General features: G+C 55.5%; 20 protein-coding genes, 1 tRNA gene and 1 riboswitch. Of the genes, 16 read left to right on the top strand and 5 right to left on the bottom strand.

Going from position 1 to position 25,753, the window contains the following annotated elements; translation table 11 throughout:
• The first annotated feature begins 358 nt into the window (after positions 1-358).
• The 3 genes from EDC90_RS09300 (at position 359) to EDC90_RS09290 (ending at position 5,279) form a co-directional block, all read left to right on the top strand.
• Positions 359-2,203, top strand: a complete 1,845-nt coding sequence (locus tag EDC90_RS09300) for a M3 family oligoendopeptidase (protein ID WP_132310811.1) — start codon at positions 359-361, stop codon at positions 2,201-2,203.
• 9 nt (positions 2,204-2,212) lie between these two features.
• On the top strand, positions 2,213-3,379 hold the full coding sequence (locus EDC90_RS09295) for an aminodeoxychorismate synthase component I (RefSeq protein ID WP_132310809.1): 1,167 nt from the start codon (positions 2,213-2,215) through the stop codon (positions 3,377-3,379).
• Positions 3,380-3,665: 286 nt separating this feature from the next.
• A complete protein-coding gene (locus tag EDC90_RS09290; RefSeq protein ID WP_132310807.1) occupies positions 3,666-5,279 on the top strand; it encodes an ABC-F family ATP-binding cassette domain-containing protein in 1,614 nt (537 codons plus the stop codon).
• Between the two features lie 155 nt (positions 5,280-5,434).
• Here the strand turns inward: EDC90_RS09290 and EDC90_RS09285 are convergent.
• A tRNA-Leu gene (locus EDC90_RS09285) sits at positions 5,435-5,519 on the bottom strand.
• Between the two features lie 322 nt (positions 5,520-5,841).
• Between EDC90_RS09285 and EDC90_RS09280 the strand changes: the two genes are divergently transcribed.
• From EDC90_RS09280 to EDC90_RS09270, 3 genes are all read left to right on the top strand, one after another.
• Positions 5,842-6,135 carry a YciI family protein gene (locus EDC90_RS09280; RefSeq protein ID WP_132310805.1) on the top strand — a complete coding sequence of 98 codons (294 nt, stop codon included), beginning with the start codon at positions 5,842-5,844 and terminating at the stop codon, positions 6,133-6,135.
• Positions 6,136-6,147: 12 nt separating this feature from the next.
• Positions 6,148-7,077, top strand: coding sequence for a heme-dependent oxidative N-demethylase family protein (locus tag EDC90_RS09275; protein WP_132310803.1), 930 nt, complete (start codon positions 6,148-6,150; stop codon positions 7,075-7,077).
• A 148-nt stretch (positions 7,078-7,225) separates the two neighbouring features.
• A complete protein-coding gene (locus EDC90_RS09270) occupies positions 7,226-8,668 on the top strand; it encodes a homospermidine synthase (RefSeq protein ID WP_132310801.1) in 1,443 nt (480 codons plus the stop codon).
• Positions 8,669-8,709: 41 nt separating this feature from the next.
• Here EDC90_RS09270 and EDC90_RS09265 read toward each other — a convergent pair whose 3' ends face one another.
• Entirely contained in the window at positions 8,710-9,807 is a 1,098-nt protein-coding gene (locus EDC90_RS09265; RefSeq protein WP_132310799.1) for a 2'-deoxycytidine 5'-triphosphate deaminase, read from the bottom strand.
• Between the two features lie 71 nt (positions 9,808-9,878).
• Positions 9,879-9,956: riboswitch (SAM riboswitch) on the top strand.
• Positions 9,957-9,989: 33 nt separating this feature from the next.
• Here EDC90_RS09265 and EDC90_RS09260 point away from each other — a divergent pair.
• Entirely contained in the window at positions 9,990-11,174 is a 1,185-nt protein-coding gene (locus EDC90_RS09260; protein WP_132310798.1) for an O-succinylhomoserine sulfhydrylase, read from the top strand.
• Positions 11,175-11,511: 337 nt separating this feature from the next.
• Complete coding sequence (gene apaG / locus EDC90_RS09255) at positions 11,512-11,910, top strand: Co2+/Mg2+ efflux protein ApaG (RefSeq protein ID WP_132310797.1); 399 nt, start codon at positions 11,512-11,514, stop codon at positions 11,908-11,910.
• A 69-nt stretch (positions 11,911-11,979) separates the two neighbouring features.
• Here apaG and EDC90_RS09250 read toward each other — a convergent pair whose 3' ends face one another.
• The 3 genes from EDC90_RS09250 to EDC90_RS09240 all read right to left on the bottom strand — a co-directional run bounded on the left by EDC90_RS09250 (position 11,980) and on the right by EDC90_RS09240 (position 16,841).
• Complete coding sequence (locus EDC90_RS09250; protein ID WP_245511004.1) at positions 11,980-13,581, bottom strand: APC family permease; 1,602 nt, start codon at positions 13,579-13,581, stop codon at positions 11,980-11,982.
• Positions 13,582-13,944: 363 nt separating this feature from the next.
• Positions 13,945-15,561 carry an FMN-binding glutamate synthase family protein gene (locus EDC90_RS09245; protein ID WP_132310795.1) on the bottom strand — a complete coding sequence of 539 codons (1,617 nt, stop codon included), beginning with the start codon at positions 15,559-15,561 and terminating at the stop codon, positions 13,945-13,947.
• 215 nt (positions 15,562-15,776) lie between these two features.
• Complete coding sequence (locus EDC90_RS09240; protein WP_132310794.1) at positions 15,777-16,841, bottom strand: siderophore-interacting protein; 1,065 nt, start codon at positions 16,839-16,841, stop codon at positions 15,777-15,779.
• Between the two features lie 264 nt (positions 16,842-17,105).
• Here EDC90_RS09240 and EDC90_RS09235 point away from each other — a divergent pair, with 264 nt between their 5' ends.
• The 8 genes from EDC90_RS09235 to EDC90_RS09200 all read left to right on the top strand — a co-directional run bounded on the left by EDC90_RS09235 (position 17,106) and on the right by EDC90_RS09200 (position 25,742).
• Entirely contained in the window at positions 17,106-17,768 is a 663-nt protein-coding gene (locus EDC90_RS09235; protein WP_132310793.1) for a helix-turn-helix domain-containing protein, read from the top strand.
• Between the two features lie 32 nt (positions 17,769-17,800).
• The gene (locus EDC90_RS09230) at positions 17,801-19,402 is read left to right on the top strand and encodes an ABC transporter substrate-binding protein (RefSeq protein ID WP_132310792.1); all 1,602 of its coding nucleotides are present in this window, start codon (positions 17,801-17,803) and stop codon (positions 19,400-19,402) included.
• A 235-nt stretch (positions 19,403-19,637) separates the two neighbouring features.
• A complete protein-coding gene (locus tag EDC90_RS09225) occupies positions 19,638-20,660 on the top strand; it encodes an ABC transporter permease (protein WP_132310791.1) in 1,023 nt (340 codons plus the stop codon).
• Complete coding sequence (locus tag EDC90_RS09220; RefSeq protein WP_132310790.1) at positions 20,657-21,490, top strand: ABC transporter permease; 834 nt, start codon at positions 20,657-20,659, stop codon at positions 21,488-21,490. The genes EDC90_RS09225 and EDC90_RS09220 overlap by 4 nt, the downstream gene beginning before the upstream one ends.
• On the top strand, positions 21,487-22,377 hold the full coding sequence (locus EDC90_RS09215) for an ABC transporter ATP-binding protein (RefSeq protein ID WP_132310789.1): 891 nt from the start codon (positions 21,487-21,489) through the stop codon (positions 22,375-22,377). The genes EDC90_RS09220 and EDC90_RS09215 overlap by 4 nt, the downstream gene beginning before the upstream one ends.
• Positions 22,374-23,183, top strand: a complete 810-nt coding sequence (locus EDC90_RS09210; protein ID WP_132310787.1) for an ABC transporter ATP-binding protein — start codon at positions 22,374-22,376, stop codon at positions 23,181-23,183. The genes EDC90_RS09215 and EDC90_RS09210 overlap by 4 nt, the downstream gene beginning before the upstream one ends.
• Positions 23,170-23,673 (top strand): GAF domain-containing protein, encoded by a 504-nt coding sequence (locus EDC90_RS09205; protein WP_132310785.1) that lies wholly within the window; start codon positions 23,170-23,172, stop codon positions 23,671-23,673. Before EDC90_RS09210 ends, EDC90_RS09205 begins: the two co-directional genes overlap by 14 nt.
• On the top strand, positions 23,670-25,742 hold the full coding sequence (locus EDC90_RS09200) for a hydantoinase/oxoprolinase family protein (RefSeq protein WP_132310783.1): 2,073 nt from the start codon (positions 23,670-23,672) through the stop codon (positions 25,740-25,742). Before EDC90_RS09205 ends, EDC90_RS09200 begins: the two co-directional genes overlap by 4 nt.
• The last annotated feature ends 11 nt before the right edge of the window (positions 25,743-25,753 follow it).

The following is a 25,753-nucleotide window of genomic DNA, read 5'->3' as shown; positions in this document are numbered from 1 at the left end:
ACACGATGGACGGATGATCAAACCGGGTTCTCCCTGGAATGTTCTTGAAGATCGCCTTATGCTTCCCCTAAAGTCAGGCGTCAGGCCGCAAGCATGGATAATCTTCTTTGTGCAGACCCAATGCGGCGCAAACGAGGCAATACTTGGTCACCATTTCCGTTTTGCCGCTTTATAGTCAATTCAGCGTTAATTTCCTAGTCCCCGTTATAGGACATTAACCTTTCCCAACGGTTAAAACCTTGCTTTAAATCATCTTGAGGCCATGCCTTGCGAACTGACATTCGAGCCCGTACATCTTGATAAAAATCTGAGGCAGTTGCCGTTGCGATTGTCTCCGTTCATTCAGGAAGGCCGTTTTATGTTGCACATCCCGTTTCCGCAGTTCAGCGCCGAAAATACTCACTCAGATGAGAAGGCTCTCGGCAGTCTTCCGGAATGGGATCTGACGCACCTTTACCCGACTCCCGATTCTGCTGAATTCAGGCAGGATTTCGACAACGCGGCAGCAAAAGCACGCGCTTTTTCTGAGCGCTGGAAGGGTACGCTTGAAGCCGCTGCCGCGAAAACTGGCGATGACGGCCTCGGGGCCGCCGTTGAGGAATATGAGGCCATTGGCGAAATCCTGGGGCGCCTTGGTTCTTATGCAGGCCTTGCATATTTCGCCAATGCCAGTGAACCGGCACTGCGCAAACTCTTCGGCGACACCTCGGCACGCATCACTGAAATTTATGCCGACCTTCTGTTCTTCGAACTGGAGTTAAACCGGCTCAGCGAAGACACCATCAATAGCTCACTTCAGACTGACTCACGCCTCGCACATTACCGGTCATGGATCATTGATCTCAGAAAAGAAAAGCCGCATCAGCTTGACGACAAGACCGAGCAGCTGTTCATGGAAAAGTCGATGACCGGCGCTCAGGCGTTCAACCGCCTGTTTGACCAGACCATGGACGGCCTGCGGTTTGAGGTCGACGGCAAGGATTTGCCTCTGGAGCAGACGCTGAACCTTCTTTCCGACACAAAAGAAACAAAGCGCAAATCTGCAGCCGAAGCGCTGGCAAAAACATTCAAGGCCAACCTGCCGACCTTCTCCCTGATCATGAATACGCTGGCGAAGGATACCGAGATCAACAGCCGATGGCATGGTTTTGAGGATATTGCCGACAGCCGCCACCTTTCCAACCGGGTGGAGCGTGACGTGGTCGACGCGCTGACAGAAGCCGTCACTGATGCCTATCCGCGGCTTTCGCACCGTTATTACAAGATGAAGGCAAAGTGGCTTGGCATGGACCAGATGAATTACTGGGACCGCAATGCTCCGTTGCCGGAAACCGCAGAGCGCACAATTCCGTGGACTGAAGCGAAGGATACAGTGCTTTCAGCTTATGGTGCATTCTCGCCCGAAATGGCCGATATCGCACGTCGCTTCTTTGATGAAAACTGGATTGATGCACCAATCCGCCCGGGCAAGCGCACTGGTGCATTTGCACATCCGACAGTGCCTTCCGCCCACCCCTATGTTCTGGTGAATTATCTCGGCAAGCCGCGGGATGTGATGACACTGGCGCATGAGCTGGGCCACGGCGTCCATCAGGTTCTGGCTGGTAAACAGGGCGGGCTGATGTGCTCCACGCCGCTGACGCTGGCAGAAACCGCCTCCGTTTTCGGTGAAATGCTGACCTTCCGCGCACTGCTGGCGGAGACCGAAGACAAGGCTGCCCGCAAGGCCATGCTGGCGCAGAAGGTTGAAGACATGATCAACACGGTCGTGCGCCAGATCGCCTTTTACCAGTTTGAACGCAAGGTTCACACGGCACGGCGCGAGGGCGAACTGACCGAAGATCAGATCTGCGAGATGTGGATGTCGGTTCAGGCCGAAAGCCTTGGACCGGCCATTAAACTGGCTGATGGCTATGAGACCTACTGGACCTACGTGCCACACTTCATTCATTCGCCATTTTATGTTTATGCCTATGCCTTCGGCGACTGCCTGGTGAACTCGCTTTATGCCGTTTATCAGAATGCCGAAAGCGGCTTTCAGGACAAGTATTTCGATATGCTGAAGGCTGGCGGCACAAAGCATCACACCGAGCTTTTGAAGCCCTTCGGTCTGGATGCCAGTGACCCAGCATTCTGGAGCAAAGGCCTTTCGATGATTGAAGGCCTGATTGACGAGCTGGAAACGCTCGACAACGAAGAATGATATTGGCCGATGCGCGCCGCCCCCCATGCCATCTTCTGTGATGACATCGCCGGGAGGACGCGTGCCTTTTCAAGGCCGGAACGGATCATCACAGCCCACCGGGCAGAAGAGGTTTCTCCGGCGCTTGAAGAAATGGAAGAAGCCCGTCGTTCAGGCAAGTGGCTGGCGGGTTACATGGCTTATGAGGCAGGCTTCATGCTTGAGCCTGTTCTTGCCCATCTGGCGCCGGCAAAACCAGAGGTTCCCTACCTTTCATTCGGTATTTTCGGCACACCGGAAGAGTGGCCTCTGGCGCATAATCACGCGCCCCGCAAAATAGAGGACATCGGGTTTACAGATTTCAGGCCGCTCTGGAATTTCAAGGCCTATGCTCAGCGCTTCGACACGCTTCACACCAACCTGATGGCGGGAAACTGCTATCAGGGCAATCTGACCTTTCCGGTTCACGCGCGTTTTACAGGTGCACCCTGGTCCGGATTTCAGGCGCTTTCGACCCGCCAGCCTGTCCGTTACGCTGCTTTCATCGACCTTGACGGGCCGTGTATTTTATCACGCTCACCGGAACTGTTCTTCAGGGTCGATGACAATGGCTTTATCGAAACGCACCCGATGAAGGGCACCGCCCCGCGTGGCAAATCCGGAACTGAAGACGAAGCAATCGTTGCGGCAATGCTTGATGACGAAAAAACGCTGGCGGAAAACTGCATGATCGTGGATCTGTTGCGCAATGATATCTCACGTATTGCCGAAACCGGCAGTGTCCACGTTCCGAAACTGTTCGAGATCGAAACATACCCAACCCTTCACCAAATGGTCAGTCATGTGCGCGCGCGCCTTCTGCCTGATCTCAGCATTGCCGACATTTTCACCGCACTTTTCCCCTGCGGATCGATCACCGGGGCGCCCAAAATCGCAGCCATGAAAATTCTGCATGAACTGGAAGACGGGCCACGCGGCGCCTATTGCGGCGCGATCGGGCATATCGCCCCAACCGGCGCCATGCTTTTCAATGTCGCCATACGCACGGTGTCGCTGTTCGCTGACGGTCAGGCTGTCTTCAATGTCGGTGGAGGCATCGTCCTTGATTCAACCGCTGAGGCTGAATACCGCGAAGCACTGCTGAAAGCCCGATTTGTCACGGGAGACCATGCGCTTCATTCCACTTACTCCGGATAACATCTGGTGGTGTGCGTGGTCGCGCTTTAAAGCGTCTGCCAGGCCCGCACACCCCACTCTGCACACCCGCATTTCCAGCGGTTCGTGAGATAAGGTTCGTTCACCTGAAACTGCGTTTTTGGAACGACTGTGTTGTCCATTGATGCAAGTGCCTGTAAAATAGGGAGCCAAACCGTTCCATTATGAGGCATTTGTCTGATGCGCCATTGATGTCGCCGTTCTTATAACGGCCAGTCTCCACCAGCCCCCGTCAGCAGGGGAGTTCTTGGCATCTTTGGAATAAAGCATGACGAATAACCATCTCGTACTCAAAGACGTATCTTACGTTCTGCCAGACAACAGAACACTTTTCTCCGGCCTTCATGAGCAGTTCGATACGCGCCCAACAGGACTGGTTGGACGCAATGGTATCGGAAAAACTGTGCTCGCCCGTATTCTGTCCGGGGTGCTGCAACCCACCTCGGGCCAATGCCAGTGTTCAGGCAGTGTGCACTACCTTGCGCAGCAAGTGGTACCGCCGGATGGTTCTACAGTGGCAGGATTGGCGGGAATTAAACCCACACTGGATGCGATAGACCGTATTGAGGCAGGCAGTATAGCCCCTGAAGCCTTCGATGCCGTAGGCAACCGGTGGGACATACAGGAACAACTCTGCAACGCTCTCGAACGCAACAAGCTGGGTCACCTGAAAGCAGATACACCCGCCGGAGTTCTGAGCGGCGGCGAGGCGATACGGGTTTCCCTGATCGGCGCTATGCTCTCAGATGCAGATTTCCTGGTTCTCGATGAGCCAAGCAACCATCTCGACCAACCGAACCGTCAGGCAATTATCGAACAGCTGCAATGCTGGCCACGCGGGCTGATTGTGGTCAGCCATGACCGGCAATTGCTGGAAACCATGGAACGTATTATCGAATTGTCCTCTCGGGGACTGCACAGCTATGGCGGCAACTATTCATTTTATGCTGAAGCCAAAGCACACGAACGACAGACGGCAATCGAAAATCTGAGTGCGCGCAAGCTTGAACGCCAACGTCAGGAACAGGCGATGCGGAAACAGCGTATGCGACAGGAGCGACGGCAGGCACGTGGCAACCGGCAAGGCAAGGAGGCCAATCAAACCAAGATTTTGCTGGATCGTCAAAAAGAGCGCAGCGAAACATCTTCAGGTGCAATGCACCGGAAACAGGCCGCCAGCCGGGCGCAACTCAACCAAAGCGTCATCGATGCCGCAAAGGAGGTCGAAGAGGAACTACCGATTGTTCTTCATAAAGTACCGGTGCGGCAGGCCGCAAAGCGTCGCGTGGCAGAAATGAACGCCGTGAAACTGCCTCACATTTCGGGTGCGACCAGTACGATCAGCCTGCTTCTGGGCGGACAGCAGCGCATCGGTGTCGTCGGTCCGAACGGTTGTGGTAAATCCACACTCCTGCGGGTACTTGTAGGCCGGGTTACCCCTCTGGCCGGTGAATTTCACGTAACCTCATCAAGCGCATATCTCGATCAGCGATTAGAGAATCTGGAACCGGATAAAACGGTGCTGGAACAGTTACAGTCGGCGAACAGCACAGCAGCCGAAGGGGATCTGCGTATGCGTCTGGCTCAGCTCGGGATTGACGCGCAGAAAATAGCAATACCCAGCGGCTCACTCAGCGGTGGTGAACGTCTGAAGGCCGCGCTCGCCTGCATTCTCTACGCTGCATCACCACCAGAACTGTTGCTGCTTGACGAGCCGAGCAATCACCTTGATTTGCCCTCGTTGGAAGCATTGGAAGTCATGTTGCGTGGTTATCAGGGCACGTTGATTGTTGTGTCACATGATGCGTCATTTCTGAAAAACATCGGATTATCAGATCGCTTGCTTGCGACGGAACAGGGCTGGGTCCTCGAGCCGGTTTGAGAGGACTGTGGAGAGCATCAAACCAGATACATGATTTTATAGCGGGCTTGCTGTCGGCCACGAAGCGCCCGCAGGCACCGGTCTTTACCTGCCCCGAGCCACTGTTGCGACTTTCCGGAGCTTGGGATCAAGCTGAAATCACGACAAGAAACTCCTGGTGCGCGTGGAGGGACTCGAACCCCCACACCTCTCGGCGCCAGAACCTAAATCTGGTGCGTCTACCAATTCCGCCACACGCGCATCAAAGTGAGGCTCCTCATATTCGAGATGGCTATGAGATGCAAGACGCATGTGGACAGGTTTTCAGAGATTTCATCCGTTATTCCAGGCACGGCCCCGATGGCTTGCAACTTAGTGAAAAAGACCGTTTTATGCATCTGCCTTTCCCTATACTGGGCGGGTAGCAGTCGCAAACCGAACGGCGGGTCAAACCTCTGTCCGGCGCGCGACATATTCTTGATTCTCAAGAAGCAGCGGCATACCACGGACAACTGAAAAGCCGGTATTCAGGTCCCATCCCGCCTGACACAACCGGTAGCCTCAACAGCCAGTCAGGATTGCTATGATCATTATCTCGCTGACCTACATTGCCCCTATGGAACTCGTTCAGGAGCATTTCGATGCACATATCAACTGGCTCCAGAAGCATTATGAGGCAGGAGATTTTATCGCCTCCGGCCGCAAGGTTCCACGGACGGGCGGTGTCATACTGGCAAAGGGTTCGATGGAAGACGTGCAGGCAATTTGCAATGCCGATCCCTTTGTCTGGAGCGGCGTTGCCGAGGCACAACTAACCGAAGTTGACTTTTCACGCACTGCCGCCGGCCTTGAGGGACTGAAGGACAACAAAGACTAATCGCAAAAGCGTATGACCGATTTTTCTTCTCCGCGCCACATGCCCTATGGTGGCATGCATAAACCCTTTGCCATCGGCCTTTCGCAGCTGCCGCTGTCGCAATGGCTGGAGCCGGATGATGAGCTCGGCCGCTACCTCGACGAAAAAGCGGCGCTTTTAAAGAAAGATGCAGAGAATGTCTTCCGGGCAGACGAAGACACGCTGCCGGCCCAGCGGGAAGCGCTTTCGCTGATCAGCGATCACCTTGCGAAATACCACGCTGACCGGTTTCAACGGACCGGCGACCGCATCACCGCGGGCTCCGGCCATAGCGTCAGCCTTTCAGACGAAACCATCCCGCCGCTGATGCGAGCCGGGCTGATGATCCAGGACGATCTGGCCATTTTATGCAAGCGGGGGAATGAATGGCACCTTGCTGCAGGCTTCATTGCCTTTCCCTCATCATGGTTACTGGCTGAAAAGGCCGGGCGGCCGATGAGCGGTGTACATGAAACCGTGCCGGGCTTTCAGGCCGGGACACGGAACGCAAAGCTGGTTGAGCGCATTTTCGATAATCTGAAACCTGATCTTCCGGCTGAGCGCTTCAACTGGTCCTTCAAAGGCTCACCTTCGCTGGCGATGCCGCCCCTTAAAGAAGTGGACGGCGACCCTTTCAGACCAGTTCGCCCGATTGCTGCAAACTTTATCCGCGTTGAGCGCCAGACGCTGCGCCGCCTGCCGCAAACGGGTGCAGTGCTCTTCACGATCCGCATATATTCGGACCCGCTGGCGGTAATCGCACGCCATAAGGAGGCCGAAAGGATCGCCCGGGCAATGATGGCACAGCTGCAAGCACTGACACGAGAAGAACGGGCCTATAAAGGCATGACGGACAGCGACGTTGCAGCGCTGACGGCCTATCTCGTGAAAGTTTCGACCTCAACGGTGGAACCGAGCCGCTAAATCGGCTTTACTAAGACAGTAGATTGTGATCACGCTTCTTTAAGACTGCGCTTTCAGGTGAACGTTCGCAAGCGACGCTGCCCGTGGCTGCAGCGCAGGAAATCATGCGTGCCGCTTCAGGCCGAAACGAGACCAGAAGGATAAGGAAATGCAACAGGAATACCCGATCCATGCCGAAATTACCGGACCCATCGTGATGATCGGCTTCGGCTCAATCGGGCGCGGTGCTCTGCCCCTGATCGAGCGACATTTCCGCTTCGACAAATCACGCATGGTCATCATCGACCCGAATGATGCCCATGCAGGCCTCGCAGCCAATCACGGTGTACGCTTCATCCATGCCGGCGTCACCAAAGACAATTACGAAGAGCTTCTGGAGCCGCTTCTGACAGAAGGGGACGGGCAGGGCTTCTGTGTCAATCTTTCAGTTGATACATCCTCGCTGGACATCATGAAGCTCTGCCGCTCGCTTGGTGTGCTTTACATCGACACCGTCGTTGAGCCCTGGCTTGGCTTTTACTTCGATGAAAAAGCAGGCAATGCCGAGCGAACCAATTACGCATTGCGTGAAACGGTGCGAAAAGAAAAGCGCAAGAACCCTGGCGGCACGACCGCCGTTTCCTGCTGCGGTGCCAATCCCGGCATGGTTTCATGGTTTGTCAAACAGGCCCTCGTTGACGTGGCCCGCGACACCGGCATGGATTATATCGAACCGCAGGCCGATGACCGTGAAGGCTGGGCAAAACTGATGAAGGATGCCGGTGTGAAAGGGATTCACATCGCCGAGCGTGATACGCAGCGTTCAAAATTCCTCCGCCCTCTGGGTACATTCTGGAACACCTGGTCTGTTGAAGGTTTTGTCGCCGAAGGCCTGCAGCCCGCAGAACTTGGCTGGGGCACGCATGAAGAGTGGATTCCGAAAAACGCGCACAAACAGAAAAAGGGCTCAAAGGCCGCAATCTATCTGGATCAGCCCGGTGCCAATACACGTGTGAGAAGCTGGTGCCCGACACCCGGCCCGCAATATGGCTTTCTTGTTACCCATAATGAGTCGATCTCGATTGCCGACTTTTTTACGGTCAGAAATGACAAGGACAAGGTGACCTACCGCCCGACCTGCCATTATGCCTATCACCCGGCTGATGTGGCTGTTCTTTCACTGGATGAAATGTTCGGCAATGGTGGTACCGCGCTTTCGGACAACCTGGTTCTGGAAGAAGCCGACATCCTGACAGGCATCGACGAGCTGGGCGTTCTGCTCTATGGGCACGATAAAAACGCCTACTGGTATGGTTCACGCCTCTCGATTGAAGAGACCCGCGACCTTGTACCGTATCAAAATGCGACCGCGCTTCAGGTCACATCTGCGGTCATGGCAGGCATGGTCTGGGCACTGGAAAATCCGGAAGCCGGCATCGTCGAAACCGACGAGATGGACTATCGCCGCTGCCTTGAAGTGCAAAAGCCTTATCTTGGCCCGGTCGAAGGCCATTATACCGACTGGACACCACTTACCGGCCGCCAGACGCTTTTCCCGGAAAAGAAAGACGAAAAAGACCCCTGGCAGTTCAAGAATATTCTGGTGTCCTGATTGATCGGACCGGAAATCCGAGGCTGCCTTTATGGGCGGCCTCAAGCCACCCGAAAATGCTTTGACAGCTTCAGGCCCTGCGCCTGATAATTGGATCCAAGACCAGCGCCATAAAGCGCATCAGGCTTGTCCAGCATATGCTCATAAACCAGCCGCCCGACAATCTGGCCATGTTCCAGAATGAACGGCACTTCGTGGCTTCTGACTTCCAGAACGGCGCGCGCTCCTTTGCCGCCCGCCTCTGCGTGACCAAAACCGGGATCAAAGAAACCGGCATAGTGGACCCGGAATTCCCCCACCAATGGGTCGAATGGCGTCATCTCAGCAGCATAAAGCGGCGGCACATGCACAGCCTCACGCGAGACCAGAATATAAAACTCGTCCGGATCGAGGATCAGCTCTTTCTTGCCGCGCCCGTAAATCGGCTCCCAGAAATCGAGAATATCGTAGCCAGCCTTGCGATCGACGTCGATCACGCCGGTATGATGCTTGCCACGATAGCCGATCAGATCATTCTCGCCCTCACCGTCCAGATCAATCGATAGTGCAATGCCGCCGCCTGAAATGTTCGGCATATCGCTGGCCACAAGCGTCTGATTTTCATGCAGCGCCATCAGCGACACTTCGGAAAGAACCGCATGCCCCGAACGAAAGCGGATCTGGGAAAGGCGCGATCCTTTGCGAACGATGATCGGGAACGTTCGCGGGGAAATTTCAAGATAAAGCGACCCGTTGTAGCCTGCCGGAATGATATCGAATTCCTGCGCATGGTCGGTGATCACGCGGGTAAAGATGTCGAGCCTGCCGGTGGAGCTTTTTGGATTGGTGGACGCGGACATCGCCTCGTCAAGCTTCAGCGCTTCCATCAGTTCGACAATATAAACGCAACCGGTTTCCAGAACCGCCCCCTGGCTCAGATCAACCTCATGCAGGCTGAGCCGTTCGAGCTTATCTGTAACTTTATGCTCCGGTCCGGGCAGAAAACTGGCGCGGACGCGATAGGCTTTCGCACCAAGCCTGAGATCAAGGCTGGCGGGCTGAATCTGGTCATGATCGAGCGCGCTTTCACAGACGAGATTGCCGCTTTCAAAGAGGGCGGCAATGGCGCGATCTGTCAGTATTCCCGGTTTTTTCGACATGGTAAGCTCCCTGTGGCGCGACAAAACCAATGTTTCACAATTGACGCAAGCGTTTTAGAGGACTATGCCCGTTTTATACCCGTGGTGATTTGGCCGGTCGGCTTGCAGCCACGTTAAACAACTTGCTAAAAGGCCGGGGAACCGGTCCTTATGTGACCGGTTTTTTTGTTTGGAGAAAAATGATGAAGAATTCCTGGCGCCCCCAAACCAAGCTCGTTCACGGCGGAAGCCTCAGATCGCAGTTCGGCGAAATGTCCGAAGGTATCTTCATGACGCAGGGCTTTCTGTATGAAACCTCTGCCGACGCCGAAGCCCGTTTCAAAGGCGAGGATGACGGCTTTATCTACGCCCGCTATGGCAGCCCGACCAATGATATGTTTGAAAAACGCATGTGTGCGCTGGAAGGGGCGGAAGAAGCACGCGCCACCGCATCCGGCATGGCGGCGGTTTCGGCAGCTATTCTGTGCCAGCTGAACGCCGGAGATCACATCGTGGCCGCGCGCGCGCTGTTCGGTTCATGCCGCTGGGTGGTGGAAACACTGGCTCCCAAATATGGCATCGAATGCACGCTGGTTGATGGCCGAGACCTGAAAAACTGGGAAGCTGCGATACGCCCGAACACGAAGCTTTTCTTCCTTGAAAGCCCGACCAATCCGACGCTGGAAGTTGTTGACGTCAAAGGCGTTTGCGACCTTGCCCATCAGGCAGGCGCGCGCGTTGTCGTGGACAATGTCTTCGCCACCGCGCTTTACCAGAAACCACTGGAACTTGGTGCAGATGTTGTTGTCTATTCGGCGACCAAACATATTGACGGACAGGGCCGCTGCCTCGGTGGCGTTGTTTTATCGTCAAAGGAATGGATTGAAGAGGTACTTCAGGACTACTTCCGCCATACCGGGCCTGCGCTTTCGCCCTTTAACGCCTGGCTTTTGATGAAGGGGCTGGAAACATTCCCCCTGCGCGTGAAGCAGCAGACAGAAACGGCAGGGCGTCTGGCAGATTTTCTGGCTGGCCAGAAACAGATTGCAAAAGTGATTTATCCGGGTCGTGATGACCATCCGCAGGCTGACATCATCAAGAAGCAGATGACGGGAGGTTCCAGCCTGATCGCCTTTGATCTGAAAGGGGGCAAGGAGGCAGCCTTTAAGCTTCAGGATGCGCTGGATATTGTTTCGATTTCCAACAATCTCGGAGATGCCAAGAGCCTGATCACCCACCCGGCGACAACAACACACAAGAACCTGTCTGAAGACGCCCGTGAGGAACTGGGAATTACAAGCGGCACGATCCGCTTTTCTGCCGGAATTGAAGATGGCGACGACCTGATTGCAGACTTTGAGCAGGCACTCTCAAAGCTTCCCGGTTAGAGCCCGGGGCAAAAAGCTGTCAGCCGGTTTTTCGCGAACCCAACGCGAAAAAAGAATCCGAAACATCGGGCGTTGCTGACTAATCGCCCGATGTTCCGGAACGAACCTGCGTCGAGGTAAGAGAATATCGGTCGCAATGTGAAACTATGAACCGAAATGGTGCCGGGATGAGTTCGCCCCCGCACTTTTCCGGGGTGGGGCCAATCGACAATGAGACCCGCCGCGCCCGCCTTATGCCGCCATTTTGAAAACCCGGCCGGTGCGAAATTCCACCGCCTGTGGTATGGAGACAACATTTAACGAGAAGCGGATATCAGACAAAGATAAGGAGCCGCCGATGACAACCTACGAGGCGACAACGCATGGTATTTCCGTGCGTGTCGAGCCGCGGTTTCTCGACGAACATTCCGAGCCGGGCGATGACCATTTCGTGTGGGCCTATGATGTCGAACTGACCAACAATGGCGACCGGCCGGTACAGGTGATGTCGCGTTACTGGAAGATCACCGATGCCAATGGTGGCGTGGAAGAGGTCGCGGGGGATGGTATTGTCGGTAAACAGCCCGTGCTGGAACCGGGCGAACAGTTTCGCTATCAGTCTGCCGCACCGCTCCCAACACCTTCCGGCATCATGATGGGCTATTATCTGGTGCATTCAGCCGACGACCAGCTTTTGCAAATCGAAATTCCGGCGTTTTCACTCGATTCACCTTATGAACGGCGGCGCCATCATTGAGGACTGTGTCCCCATCCGGGAACACAGTTGTCACCACATATCGTTGAAGCCAGAGCGCTTTCAACCAGATCAGGTGCGGGACATTTCGTCTTCTTCGTCTGCATGTCCGTATTCCTGACGTTCCAGCACGCGCTGTTCATGCCGGAATTTATTGAAAATTTCGACAGAGACACGACCGCGAACGGCAAAGACAAACATCACGACGGCAAACAATGCCACCAAGATGCTGTCCATCGGGTGTGGAATGACGCCCAGACCGCCGCCATAGGCGCCGAGATAGGATATGATCGTCAGGCCAACCATATAAAGTCCGAACCAGATCGCGCTTTTCGGTTCGAGGTCCTCCCGTCCGATGACCGCAAGCCGAAGGAAGAACAACGCAGCACCGACAGCAAGCAAAACCACGAGCAGCCAGATCGTATCCCAGCCCGACCAGAATATCATCAGGCTTGCGATCACAAAGGCCAGCGCACCAACCACACTGGCTGCCGGCACGACAAAAGGCCGGTGTGCCTTGGGCGCCAGATAGCGGAACGCAACCATGGAGACGGGACCTGCGACGAATGACAGAACCACGGCCGCGCCGTTCAGTGCGAGAATCTCCTGAAAGGGCAGGAAAATCAGCAGAAGCAACGCTACGACATAGTTCAGAACCAGCGCCCATAACGGCACACCATAGGCATTCAGGGCTGCAAATATACGCGGGAAGACACCGTTATTCGACATCGCAAGCGCCAGACGGGCGTTTGATCCGACCGAAACGAGCCCACTACCCGCAGGTGAAATCACGGCCGCAACATTGAGCATACTCAAAAGCCAGAGAATACCAACAGATGTTGCCAGCGCGCCCAGCGGGCCCAACTCATGTGAGGCCTCAACACTCTGCCAGCCCTTTGCAAGTTCTGCCGGATCCATCGAGCCGACAAAGGCAATCTGCAGCCCGACGTAGATCGCAAGGCAGATCAGAACGGACAGAATGAGCGCGAGTGGAATCACCCGCTGGGTGTTCTTCACTTCTCCTGCAAGGTCGATTGCATGACGGAAACCGATGAACGCGAAGACGACACCGCCGGATGAAACGGCAGCAAAAATGCCCGGCACGCCAAACGGCGCAAAGCCACCTTCAGCCGTAAAATTGGCCCCGTCAAACCGTGCAGCGACGATGACAACCATGAAAACGATCGGAACGAAGATCTTGAACCAGGTCATTGCGGTGTTGAGACGGGCAAACCAGGCAACGCCAAAAGCGTTCACAACGGTCAGCAGTGCCAGAAAGATTGCCGCAGCGATGTATCCGGGAAAGGTCAGATCGCCGGTGCTGTTTGTCAGCCACGGAAGATAGGATGAGGCATATCCAAGCGAAGCCTTGACCTCAATCGGCGCAGTCGTGCAGTAGCCGACCCAGGCGCTCCAGCCCATTGCCAGAGCAAGCAGCCGGCCATGGGAGAACTGAGGGATACGGGCGATCCCGCCCGCAATCGGAAACATGGTTGAGTTTTCGGCATAGGTCAAAGCGATCAGCAGCATTGCCACCGCGCCGATCAGCCATGAAATGATAGAGGCAGGCCCGGCCAGTTGCGCTGTCTCCAGTGGAGCAAAAAGCCATCCCGATCCCAGTATGCCGCCAACAGCCACAAAGGTCAGGCCGATCAGACCGATTTCGCGTCGCATTGCCATTTTCTTCTAAGTCCCCTCTTAGCCAACGCGCTACAGCATCGGCCAGAAAACCGAAATCGATTTTCGGAAAGGACGATGCGTAGACTCAATAGGTTAGAGCGTCCTTTGTGCATCCGAATGGATGCGACAGCGCTCTAATTATTATGCAGCTGACCACCCCTGCTGGCTTACTACAATGGATTGCATTTTCAGTCCGCCCAGTATTTGGGCGGGTATCTGGTCGTGTCAATAATTTAAGCTTTGCTGATAGATATTTCCGCAGACGTTCACAGTTGCGCGACAAAAGTCTCCTGTCGCAAAGCACAACTTTGCCGGGGCCACCTGGCCCGTGGTTCTCCGCCTGCGGCGGCCTCAGGATCAGCCGGTGCTGGCTCTCAGCTTCACCAGATCTTCAACTGGCCGGAAACTATCGGAACTGGCAGCACGCCACCAATGGGCATACATGGTCGAATCCGGTTCATCGATAAGAATGTTTTCCGGCAGGAATGAATGCAGCGTATCCAACGGCACCGCATCATGTGTGCCCACGCGATGCATGATGTGATGTGGCTGCAGATCCTGCGGATGATTGAAGCCTGCCGAAGCGACGATGTCAGCCAGTGCTTCCAGCGTTTTCTTGTGAAAGCGGGCGGCGTGCTCACCCTGTTCTTCCGGAACCAGCGCGCGCTGGCGCCATTTATCCTGCGTTGTAACGCCGGTGGGACAGGTGCCGGTATGACAGCGCTGGGCCTGAATGCATCCAACCGACATCATGAAAGCACGCGCTGCATTGCACCAGTCTGCGCCCAGCGCCAGGTTATGCGCGAGCCCCATACCCGAGAAAACCTTGCCGCTGGCTGCAAGCCGCACATGTTTTTTCACGCCTGCGCCGACCAGCGCATTGCGCATCAGAATAAGCCCGTCCCAAAGCGGCATACCAATCCAGTCGGCCAGTTCCAGCGGCGCAGCCCCCGTGCCGCCTTCGGCCCCATCAATGACGATGAAATCGGGATAGATACCGGTCGTGCGCATCGCCTTAACAAGCGCAAACGGCTCATGCGGCTGACCGACGCAGAACTTGATGCCAACCGGTTTTCCGCCAGAAAGCTCACGCATTTGCGCTGCAAATTCAAGCATCTGTGCGGGCGTTGAAAACGCCGAATGCCCGCGTGGCGAAAGACAGTTCTGATGAACGGGGACATTGCGCACCTCGGCAATTTCCGGCGTGACCTTACTTGCCAGAAGCATGCCTCCATGACCGGGCTTGGCGCCCTGACTGACCTTGATTTCGGTCATCTTCACGGCGTCATTGGCGGCCTTGTCGCGAAACATTTCGGCATCGAACTTACCGTCTTTATCACGCGCACCGAAATAGCCGGAGCCTATTTCCCAGACGAGGTCGCCGCCATTTTCAAGGTGATAGCGGCTAAGCCCTCCCTCACCTGTATCCTGATAGAAACCGCCCTTCTTTGCACCGATGTTCATCGCGCGCACGGCATTGGCCGAAAGCGCGCCGAAGCTCATCGCCGAGATATTCAGGATAGATGCAGAATAGGGCTTTGAGGACTGTTCATTGCCCACTGTGATACGTGGAGAAAGATCAGGCTCGTTTTCCGGCGAAAGGCTATGCGAAATCCAGTGATGCGGCTCTTCATAGACCTCACGCTCTGTCCCGAAGGGGATGGTATCCGGCTGACCATGAGAGCGGGTTTTGATGAGCTGGCGTGCAGCGTAGGAATACGGCGTGCCGTGTGTATCATCTTCCACTGCATAGGCCCGGATGAAGGGCCGGAGCTCCAGCGCCAGCCAGCGGATACGGCCAAGAACCGGATAATTCCGGGTAATCGTCCAGCTTGACTGGAAAAAATCGTAAGCTGCCAAAGCCAGAACCGGGATTGTAATCACCAACAACCAGTGCCACCCCAAGACAAGAGCTAGAATGGTCAGAACAATCGCGCCGATCGGCACCATACAACGCAAAATCATATCCCGCATATCAACTCCCCTCACGTTTAACCGATATCAACCGAACTGGCTGAAAGGTGGAACAGATCGAGCGGTGATGCAACCAACACTGTTTGTTTGTTCCAAAGCGAAAGGCCGCATCACATCATTCAGAAGCGATACACTATTTCATGTGAACAGAAGTTGAAGGCAGGCCGGATATTTTTGAAAGTTTAGAGAGCATAATGCCAGACAGGCCTTTGACCTCAGCCTGGTTGACGTTCCCAGTACCAGGCAACATACATTTTCTTGCGGTCGTGTTCGTGCGCTTTCAAGGCGCGACGGACATCGCGCACATCGCTTTTCTCGCAGGCAACCCAAATATAGGTCTCCGTATCGAGCTTGTCGATCATGTTCAGCACTTCAGAGACCAGTTGACCTTTGGCTTCTGCCGGGCCACCAGAGCGATGCAACCAACGCACATGAATATCGGCTTCGCCTGAAATCGGCTGTTCCTCAGCTTCATCTTCCACTTCGATGATCGCATCGAGCCGCATGCCTGCGGGAGCCTCGGCTGCAATGCGCGCAATGGCAGGCAGCGCAGCCTCATCGCCGGCCAGAAAAATTCTTTTCGCATCCGGGATACCACCACCACCCGGACCGATCAGCGCCGCACGGTCGCCCGGTTGCACATCGCGGGCAAAATCAGCTCCGGGCGTCGGGATACCGGGCGCCGGATGCTGCAGAAAGTCGATCCAGATTTCCCCGCGCTCCTCATCGACATGACGGATGGTATAAATACGGACAAGAAGCGCATCCTCACCCTCCGGCCACCGGATACGTCCATCATCTCCAACCACCGGCCATACAGGTAAACGCCCTTTGGGCGGCACCAGAAGCCGGACATGCATATGCCCACTGACAAACGGAGACACATCGGCACAGGAAAACTTAACCCTGAGCATGTGAGGCGTTACCAACCCGGTCGAAACAACCGCTACTTCATGCAGATTAGCGGGCATTGCCCGTGGCGGTGGATCGGACCATGTCAGTTCAAGCGCATCATCACCGGCAAAGTAGAACAGATGCTCGGCCAGCATGGTTCGCGAAAGCTGAAGTTTCTCGACACTTGGCGTTTCCAGCCAGATATGAAGTTGTTCGTTTTCAAGCTGCAGCACGGCCTGCCCGATATCACTGTTGAGCCGAACAGAACCTTTTTGTCGCGTTACCTCCGCGTGATCAGAAAAGTGCTCGGCGACCATTTCCAGCATCGCCTCCGGATCTTTCGGAATTGCCGTTCCGCAAAGCACACAGCCCTGTTGTTCCGTCATGTTTCACGTCCTTTCGGCATGCCATCGCTATTTACTGCGAACACTTCGCCAGGCTGCAGCGACTTAATACATGACTGTAAATATCATCTTTTATGCTGATGCAAGTGTCCCGGCCCCGCAAAGGGTTGAGTAAAACCGAAAAAGGCTCAGCTAAAGTCAATATGCACTTACTAATTGCCCATTTTTTTAGCATGACTAAAAAAATATCTTGACAGATATCGTGTCGACAGCTTGGATTATAGTAATACTAAAAAGGAACAGCGAATGCCCGGCAATATTGATGAAACGCAAACCGAAAACGCGGAAGCCCCTCCGCTCGGCGAACGGCTGAGAGCCCGACGCAAGGCGCGCAAGCTCACCCTGCAGCAGGTCGCCGACCAGGCTGGTTTTTCTGTTGGTTTCATTTCGCAGATCGAACGCGGCATAACGGTTCCCTCGCTCACGTCGCTTGTCGCAGTATGCCGCGTTCTGGACGCAGACATCGGCAGTTTTCTCACGCAACCGCAGAACCAGACACCGATTACCCGACACAGCGAACGCCAGCTCTATCGTCTGTCCGAAAATAACGAGAATGCCATCCGGTACGAAAGGCTTTCGGCTTCTTTTCCCGGCAATGTGCTGAAAAGTACGATCATTCACGAACCGCCGGGCTATCGCAGCGAGCCGATGGCGCACGAAGGCGAGGAGATCTTCTACATAGTCTCCGGCGCTCTGACCATCGAAATCGAAGGGGAGCGCACCGTTCTGGAAGCCGGAGACACGGCACATTTCCCGTCAAATATGACGCATACCACGTGGAACCACACAGACGAACACACCGTGGTTTTCCACACCTGCACGATGGATGTGTTCGGTGATGCTGACACGGCTTTGTCAGACGAACCCAACCCGGTCATCACACGCGCTTCTGGTCGCTCCGGAGCATAACGAACGTCTCTCACTAAAAAGGGGAACTGGATATGAAACTGAACAGATCACTCTTCGCCGCCGGTTTTCTGGCGGCAACAGCGCTTGCCACGCCCGCACTTGCGGAAACCGTGCTGCGGGCGGATTTCTCACCGGTCGGTGAAATCGATCCGGCCAAGGCATCAGACTATGCCGACTCTGTGCTGATGTATAACCTTTACGACACTCTGGTCATTCCCAATGAGGGAAAGCCCGGTTATCAGCCGTTACTTGCCGATAGCTGGAGCGCGAATGACGACGCCACCGTCTACACTTTCAAGCTGCGTGATGACGTCAGCTTTCAGGACGGCACGCCGATGACGGCGGAAGATGTCGTCTTCTCGATGGACAGGATGAAAGCGCTTGGACAGGGCCTTTCCTATCTCTTCGAGGTTGTTGACAGCGTTGAGGCAGCCGGTGATCACACGGTCGTTTTCACCCTCAATGAGCCCTACGCGCCCTTTGTTTCGTCTCTGGTGCGTCTGCCGGTCGTTAATAAGGCACTGGTTCTTGAACACATCGAAGACGGAGATGGTGAAAACGAAATGGGTGACTGGGGTCAGGCCTGGCTTTCCGGCCACACAGCTGGAACCGGCGCTTACTCTCTCGTCAGCCACAATCCGCAGTCTGAAACCGACCTGGCAAAAAACAGCGACTACTTCCTTGGTGTTCCCGATGCAGCACCGGACACAGTACGCATGCGCTACGGCCTTGAACCGGCCACAGTACGTACACTCATCGCGCAGGGCGAACATGACATTTCCTCGCAGTGGATGCCGCCGGAAGTCCTCAAATCCCTGGCCAATGATGGCGCACAGCTTCTCACAGAAAGCGGCACGACCGAGTTTTACATCAAGATGAATACGGCTGAGCCGCCTTTCGACGACGAAGAATGCCGCAAGGCCGTATCCTACGCATTCGACTATGACACCGGCGTCAAGATGGTTTCGATCACCGACAAGGTATCGCAGGGCAGTCCGTCCACCGGCGCCCTGCCAGTCGGCATGATGGGCGCGCTTGGTGAGGATCACGTCATCCGGCAGGATCTGGATAAAGCCAAAGAGCATCTGGCCAACTGCTCATATGCCGACGATATGAATATCGAGATTTCCTGGATCGGTGAAGTGCCGCTGGAAGAGCGCTTTGCGCTGCTTATGCAGGCCAATCTGGCCCAGATCGGCGTTCAGTCCACCATTCGCAAGGTGCCGTGGGCGCTCTTCACCGAGCAGGTGAGCAAGCCGGAAAACACCCCGGACATCTCGCAGGTCTTCGTCAACACCGTCACCGGTGATCCCGATACCCTGCTTTATTCAATGTATCACTCTTCGTCGGCCGGTACGTGGATGTCGCCGGAACACCTGAATGATCCAAAGGTTGATGAGCTGCTGGACGCTGGACGAAAGGAAAGCGACCCGGCCAGGAGAGCGGAAATTTATAAAGAGCTCAACACCTATCTGGTGTCGATTGCGCCATCGATTTTCGCTCAGGACCAGACGGCTGTGTTTGCGGCCAGTGACCGTGTTTCTGCACCGACCCTTTCGGATCCGTCCAAGGCTTATGCACTCGCTGGCTTCGGCTTCAATTTCCGCATGATGGAAATGAAGGACGCCGAGTAATGCGAATGACTTTTCACCGCCGACCGGGTGCGCCGCGGCGGTGATATTCCCGGACTGCATTTCCCCCCTGATGCAGTCCGGGACAGCTTTTAAAGCCGGCGGAGGATCCTCCGTGCGGGACACTTTGCGAACGACGCCAGCGACCTGGCAAAGATCAACTTGAGATAACGAGACAGGCCAGTTCGCCTTTTGGTGAAAACGGATTGGCCCTCATCTCAGCAAAGAAAGAAACACGATGCCTGTCATCCGATTGCTTGCGCAGCGGATTGGAATTTCCCTGATTGTCCTCGTGGGCGTTTCCTTTCTGATTTTCGCGATCGCGCGGATCATCCCCGGCGATCCCGCCCGCATCGCGCTGGGTCCGAATGCGACGGCCGAGGCCGTTGCCGCACTTCGGGAGCAGCTCCATCTCAACGACAGTTTCATCACCCAGTATGGTTATTTCCTCAAAGGCCTGTTCAGCGGTGATCTGGGTATTTCTCTTTATACCAACCGCCCGGTGATGCAGGACATCGCCCAGTTTCTGCCTGCTACGCTTGAACTGGTGATCGCCGCTGGCATCATCATGGTGGGTGTGGGGCTTCCGCTCGGCATCATGGCAGCGCGTCACCGCGGACGCCTGCTCGATCACGTCACCCGCATTCTGGCACTCCTGACGGTTTCCGCACCAGGCTTCGTCTGGGCCGTGGTCTTCATGCTGGTTTTTGCCTACTTCATTCCGCTTTTTCCCATCGCGGGCCGTATTTCCGACAGCTATTCGATCCCCGGTGTCACGGGTTTTCTGCTGGTCGATACCCTTCTGGCCGGCAACATTCAGGCCTTCTTCAACGCACTCTGGCATCTGGTGCTTCCAGCCTCGGCGCTGGCGCTTGCAGGCATCGGACAGACGGCACGGCTGATCCGGGCCAACATGGTTGAAACTTACGGCAAGCCATATATCGAAATGGCCGAAGCCTATGGTTTTCCCGAACGCAAGGTGGCGCGGAAATTTGCGTTCCGCCCGTCGCTGATCCCGTCACTCACCGTGATCGGCCTCGACTTTGCTTCCATGCTTGGCAACGCGTTTCTGATTGAAACCGTCTTCGCCTGGCCGGGTCTTTCGCGCTACGGCGTGGCGGTCATCCTCCGCAAGGATCTGAACGGCATTATCGGCACTGTGCTGGTGATTGCCGCGATGTTCCTCATCGTCAACATCATCGTCGATCTGCTGGTCTCTTTCGTCAATCCACGGATCAGGCTTGCGGAGGGCAAGGCATGAAAAAAGCATTCGTTATCCTTACCCGCAATCCAATGTCGCTGGCTGGCCTGATTCTGGTCGGTACAGTGATCATTCTGGCGGTTTTCGCAGATTTTATCGCACCATTTCCCGAGCACCGCGGTGCTGTTGTTGATTTCGTCAACTTTAACAAGCCGCCGAATGCACGAAACTGGTTCGGAACCGATCTTGTCGGACGCGACCTCTTTTCCCGGATCATTTACGCTTATCGCATTTCGCTGATGCTGGGCGTCGTGGTTCTGGCGATTGCCGTTCCCGTTGGCGTTTCGCTTGGTCTGATGGCCGGTTATATGGGCCGCAAGACCGAATTCATTGTTATGCGGATCACCGACATCTTTCTGTCGATTCCGCCGCTTGTTCTGGCCATGTCGGTGATGGGGCTGCTGAAGCCTACGCTGACAAACGGCATGATCGCCGTCACGGTCATGTGGTGGCCCTGGTATACACGCCTGATCTACAACATCACACGTTCTGAGCGGCAGGAAGGGTATGTGCTCGCCGCCGAGGTGCTTGGCGCCTCAAAACTGCACATCATGTTCAGGGAAATTCTGCCGAACTGCGTACCATCGATCCTCACCAAGATGACGCTTGATTTCGGCTTTGTGATCCTGATCGCGTCCTCCCTCTCGTTCCTCGGCCTTGGCGTTCAGCCGCCAACCCCCGATCTCGGCTCAATGGTTGCCGAAGGCGCGCGTTATCTGCCGGACAGCTGGTGGCTGACCGTATTCCCCGGCCTTGCGATCCTCGTCGTCGTATTCGGCTTCAACCTCATCGGCGATGCCCTGCGTGAAATTCTGGGAGTGGACGAATGACCGATCTGACACTCAAAATCGAGGACCTCAAGCTGGGCTTCAAGTCCTGGTCCGGTGTGAACCCAGTGCTGCATGGCATTTCGCTGCATATCCGCAAGGGTGAGCGTGTTGCACTCGTCGGCGAAAGCGGTTCCGGCAAGTCGGTAACAGCGCGCATCGTACTGGGCATGCTTCAGGAGCTTTCGGCCTCGCGCATTTCCGGTAACGTTCTTTTTGAAGGTGAAGACGTTAACGCGATGCGTGCCAAACGTCACCGTGCGCTCAGAGGCACACGCGTTTCGATGATCTTTCAGGATCCGACATCGTCGCTCAATCCGGTTTATACCATCGGGCGACAATTCTTCGAGGTTCTGTGCCGCGCTGATCCCGCAATCAGCGAGAAGGATGCACGGCAAAAGGCCGCCTCAGCACTTGATGATGTGGCAATTCACGAGCCGGAGCGTGTCCTTGACAGCTATGCATTTCAGCTTTCCGGCGGCATGAACCAGCGCGTCATGATCGCCATGGCTCTTGTTAACAATCCGGCGCTGCTTCTGGCCGATGAACCGGGCACAGCACTGGACGTGACGGTTCAGGCGCAGACACTGAAACTGATGTCCGGCCTTGTTGAAAAGCATGAAACGGCCGTTCTGTTTATCTCGCACAACCTCGGCGTTGTGCGTGAGTTCGCAGACCGTGTTTACGTGATTTACAAAGGCAATATCGTTGAACAGGGGCCAACCGACGCCCTGTTTGCCGATCCGCGCCACCCCTACACCAAAGCCCTTCTTTCTGCCGTGCCGCGCATCTCCGGCGGTGGCATTCCAGATATCGCGGAAGATATGGACGGGTTTCACGATCCGCTGATCGCGCATGAAGGCTACAGCGAAAGGGAACTGCTGAAATGAAAATGCTTTCCCTCTACAACGTCTCGAAAGAATTCTCGGTCAACGGGTCCACGGTCAAGGCGCTTGATCGCATCAGCTTCGATGTTGCCAAGGGCGAATGCCTTGCAGTCGTCGGTGAATCCGGTTCAGGCAAAAGTACAATCGCCAATATCATTCTCGGCATTCACGATGCCACTGATGGTGGCGTCTTGTTCAAAGAACGCGAACTCCCGGATAAAAGAAGCCGGGAACTACGCCGCACAATTCAGCTCGTTCAGCAAAACCCGCTTTCCGCACTGAACCCGCGCCGCTCAATCGGCGCCTCACTACGCCTGCCGCTCGATATTCACGATATCGGACCGCGTTCAGGCCGAAAGGCACGCGTCGCTGAACTGCTGGAGGAAGTCGGGCTTCCGGCAGAATTTGCCCGTCGCTCACCCGCCAGCCTTTCCGGTGGCCAGCGGCAGCGCGTGGCAATTGCCCGCGCGCTTGCCTGCAAACCCGAGCTTCTGGTGCTCGATGAGCCGACGTCAGCACTTGATGTGCTGGTACAGGCACGCGTGCTGAAGCTTTTGCAGCGACTGCGGGAGACGCACAGCCTCACCTACGTATTCATTACCCACGATCTGGCCGTTGCCCGCAATATTGCTGATCGCATGGCGGTCTTCGAGAAGGGTGAACTGATCGAGATCGACAGCACCGAGGCAATTTTTGCCAACGCTACACATGATTATACCCGCCGCCTGATTTCGGCTGTTCCGGTGGTCGGCGCGGATGAAATGGCGCTTCGACAGCGCATTACGGAGAGTATCGATGCAAAATCCTGATTACAGTGCCTTCACATGTGCCGTGGCTGAAGCGGGCACACAGCCTGAAACGGCCTGCGCAGCGCTGGAAAAGCTGACCAAGGAACTGGTTGGCGTGAAGCTTTTCACGCTGATGACGGCGGACACCGAAGCAAAGGAATCCGAGCGTATTTATACCAATATGCCAGACGCCTACCCGGCTTCAGGCACCAAGCCTTATAATGAGACAGAATGGTCTGAGATCACGCTGAAGCGCAAGCAAACCTTTGTCGCCAATTCAATCGAAGACATTGCGAAGGTCTTTGACGATTTCGAGCTGATCAATTCACTCGGTTGCCAGTCGGTCATCAATATTCCCGTCACGGTCGGCGACCGTGTCATCGGCACCATCAATTGCCTGCATGAGGCGGATTACTACACAGAAGAACGCATTAAGGCTGCCGAAGCGCTGAAACTTCCCGGCGCTGTCTGCATGCTGATGTTTGAAAAAGCCAAGAGGAACCGGGCATGAGCGAGAAAACCATCCGCGTCGCCACCGATGTCGGCGGCACCTTCACCGATCTCGTCTGCTTTAAGACCGATCTTAAGACCGGCGAACAGACCATTACAACGGCAAAATCCGATACCACACCGCCGGATTTTGAGCAGGGCGTTCTGAACGTTCTTAAGAAGGGTGGCGTTGATCCGAAAACCGTTGATTTTCTGGCGCATGGCACCACCGTGGTTATCAATGCGCTGACCGAACGCAAAGGCGTGAAGGTTGGCCTTATCACCACGGAAGGCTTCCGCGATACGCTGGAAATTGCCCGCGGCAACCGCCCGGACTTTTTCAACCTTCACTACCGCAAGCCAGCACCTTTCGTGCCGCGGCACCTGCGCCGCGAAGTCGCCGGCCGTATGGACTATCATGGCCACGAGGTTAAGGCTCTGGATCTCTCCGGCCTGCCGGAGATCCTCGAAGGGTTCAGGGCCGAAGGTGTCGAGGCTGTCGCCATTTCCTTCCTGCATGCCTATGCCAATCCGGCGCATGAACAGGCAGCCATGGCAGAAGTGAAAAAACTATGGCCGGAAGCAGCTGTCGTTTCATCGCATCAGATCACGCGCGAATGGCGCGAATATGAGCGCACCAACACGGCGGTGCTTTCCGCCTATGTACAGCCCGCAGCCGAGCGTTACCTGCACCGCCTGTCCGGTGGCCTGACTGAACAGGGTTTCGATGGTCGCCTTTACATCATGCAGTCGAACTGCGGCGTCGATACGCTGGATGCGGTTTCACAAGTGCCGATCACCATGGTCGAATCCGGCCCGGCATCCGGTTTCTGGGGCGCAGCAGAGCTTGGACGTCTGATCGGTGAAGACAATGTTCTGGCTCTCGATATCGGTGGAACAACCGCCAAATGCGCCCTGATTGAAAACGGCGATGTCAAGATCATGACGGACTACTGGATCGAGCGCAACCAGTCCTCGGCTGGCTATCCGATCATGGTTCCGGTGGTTGATCTGGTCGAGATCGGCAATGGCGGTGGTTCGATTGCGTGGGTTGATGACTTCGCCAAGCTGCATGTCGGTCCGCAGTCAGCCGGTGCAAAGCCCGGCCCTGCAGCCTATGGCCGTGGCGGCACGGAAGCGACAACAACAGACGCCAACCTCTGGCTTGGCCGGATCAACCGCGACTATTTCTGCGGAGGCTCCGTTGAAGCGGATATGGACGCCGTGGAAAAGGCTCTTGAGACTGTCGGCAAACGTCTCGGTGTCGACAAGGACGAGGCCGCGCGCGGCATCATCCGCATTGCCAATAATAACATGGTCAATGCCCTGAAACTCGTCTCGCTCAACCGCGGGCATGACCCGCGTGACTTCACGCTTGTTGCCTTTGGCGGCGGCGGTGCGATGCACGCCGCAGCACTTGGTGCAGAACTGGGCGCGAAAAAGGTCGTAATCCCGGCAGGTGCCTCCGTCTTTTCGGCGTGGGGCATGATGATGTCTGATTTGCGCCGTGACTACTTCGTGACCCAGCTTGTCGATGTTGCCGACAATGCAGCTGACAATATCAACAGCCTGTTTTCAGCGACGGAAAAGCGCGCGCTTGAACAGTTTGCCGCTGAAAAGATTGATGCCTCGAAGGTGAAATTTCAGCGTCTCGGAAAATTCCGCTACCAGAATCAGGAGCATACAACCGAGGTTCTGATCGACGGAGATGTCACCGCAGAAGGGATCGCAAAGATCACCGAAGATTTTCACGCGGCTTATGAGCAGGAATATACCTACCGCCTTGATGCGCCGGTCGAAATGGTCGGTATCCACCTTGTTGCAGCCGCCGAAGTCGGCAAGCTGACGATGAAGGAAAAGCCGGAGACGCAGACACCGGCATCGGCAGCGCTTAAAGGCCGCCGCATGGTCGATTATGCACTGGAAGGCGTTCATGACGCCGACATCTATGATGGCGAGAAGCTGGAGCCGGGCATGACCTTTGCCGGCCCTGCGGTGATCGAAGATCCCGGCACGACCATTGTCATTCATCCGGAAAACGCTGTCCGGATTGATGGCTTCGGCAATATTCACATCACGCTTACCGCATAAGGAGAGGCGAC

Origin of the sequence: Martelella mediterranea, assembly GCF_004342225.1 — a bacterium.
GTDB classification, from domain to species: Bacteria; Pseudomonadota; Alphaproteobacteria; order Rhizobiales; family Rhizobiaceae; genus Martelella; species Martelella mediterranea_B.
This window is presented reverse-complemented; position numbering and strand designations above follow the sequence as displayed.

What these genes read in the sequence shown, in the direction of transcription:
- EDC90_RS09300 (WP_132310811.1), top strand. Translation starts at nt 359, where the DNA reads ATGTTGCACATCCCGTTTCCGCAGTTCAGCGCCGAAAATACTCACTCA.
- EDC90_RS09295 (WP_132310809.1), top strand. Translation starts at nt 2,213, where the DNA reads ATGCGCGCCGCCCCCCATGCCATCTTCTGTGATGACATCGCCGGGAGG.
- EDC90_RS09290 (WP_132310807.1), top strand. Translation starts at nt 3,666, where the DNA reads ATGACGAATAACCATCTCGTACTCAAAGACGTATCTTACGTTCTGCCA.
- EDC90_RS09280 (WP_132310805.1), top strand. Translation starts at nt 5,842, where the DNA reads ATGATCATTATCTCGCTGACCTACATTGCCCCTATGGAACTCGTTCAG.
- EDC90_RS09275 (WP_132310803.1), top strand. Translation starts at nt 6,148, where the DNA reads ATGACCGATTTTTCTTCTCCGCGCCACATGCCCTATGGTGGCATGCAT.
- EDC90_RS09270 (WP_132310801.1), top strand. Translation starts at nt 7,226, where the DNA reads ATGCAACAGGAATACCCGATCCATGCCGAAATTACCGGACCCATCGTG.
- EDC90_RS09265 (WP_132310799.1), bottom strand. Translation starts at nt 9,807, where the DNA reads ATGTCGAAAAAACCGGGAATACTGACAGATCGCGCCATTGCCGCCCTC.
- EDC90_RS09260 (WP_132310798.1), top strand. Translation starts at nt 9,990, where the DNA reads ATGAAGAATTCCTGGCGCCCCCAAACCAAGCTCGTTCACGGCGGAAGC.
- apaG (WP_132310797.1), top strand. Translation starts at nt 11,512, where the DNA reads ATGACAACCTACGAGGCGACAACGCATGGTATTTCCGTGCGTGTCGAG.
- EDC90_RS09250 (WP_245511004.1), bottom strand. Translation starts at nt 13,581, where the DNA reads ATGCGACGCGAAATCGGTCTGATCGGCCTGACCTTTGTGGCTGTTGGC.
- EDC90_RS09245 (WP_132310795.1), bottom strand. Translation starts at nt 15,561, where the DNA reads ATGCGGGATATGATTTTGCGTTGTATGGTGCCGATCGGCGCGATTGTT.
- EDC90_RS09240 (WP_132310794.1), bottom strand. Translation starts at nt 16,841, where the DNA reads ATGACGGAACAACAGGGCTGTGTGCTTTGCGGAACGGCAATTCCGAAA.
- EDC90_RS09235 (WP_132310793.1), top strand. Translation starts at nt 17,106, where the DNA reads ATGCCCGGCAATATTGATGAAACGCAAACCGAAAACGCGGAAGCCCCT.
- EDC90_RS09230 (WP_132310792.1), top strand. Translation starts at nt 17,801, where the DNA reads ATGAAACTGAACAGATCACTCTTCGCCGCCGGTTTTCTGGCGGCAACA.
- EDC90_RS09225 (WP_132310791.1), top strand. Translation starts at nt 19,638, where the DNA reads ATGCCTGTCATCCGATTGCTTGCGCAGCGGATTGGAATTTCCCTGATT.
- EDC90_RS09220 (WP_132310790.1), top strand. Translation starts at nt 20,657, where the DNA reads ATGAAAAAAGCATTCGTTATCCTTACCCGCAATCCAATGTCGCTGGCT.
- EDC90_RS09215 (WP_132310789.1), top strand. Translation starts at nt 21,487, where the DNA reads ATGACCGATCTGACACTCAAAATCGAGGACCTCAAGCTGGGCTTCAAG.
- EDC90_RS09210 (WP_132310787.1), top strand. Translation starts at nt 22,374, where the DNA reads ATGAAAATGCTTTCCCTCTACAACGTCTCGAAAGAATTCTCGGTCAAC.
- EDC90_RS09205 (WP_132310785.1), top strand. Translation starts at nt 23,170, where the DNA reads ATGCAAAATCCTGATTACAGTGCCTTCACATGTGCCGTGGCTGAAGCG.
- EDC90_RS09200 (WP_132310783.1), top strand. Translation starts at nt 23,670, where the DNA reads ATGAGCGAGAAAACCATCCGCGTCGCCACCGATGTCGGCGGCACCTTC.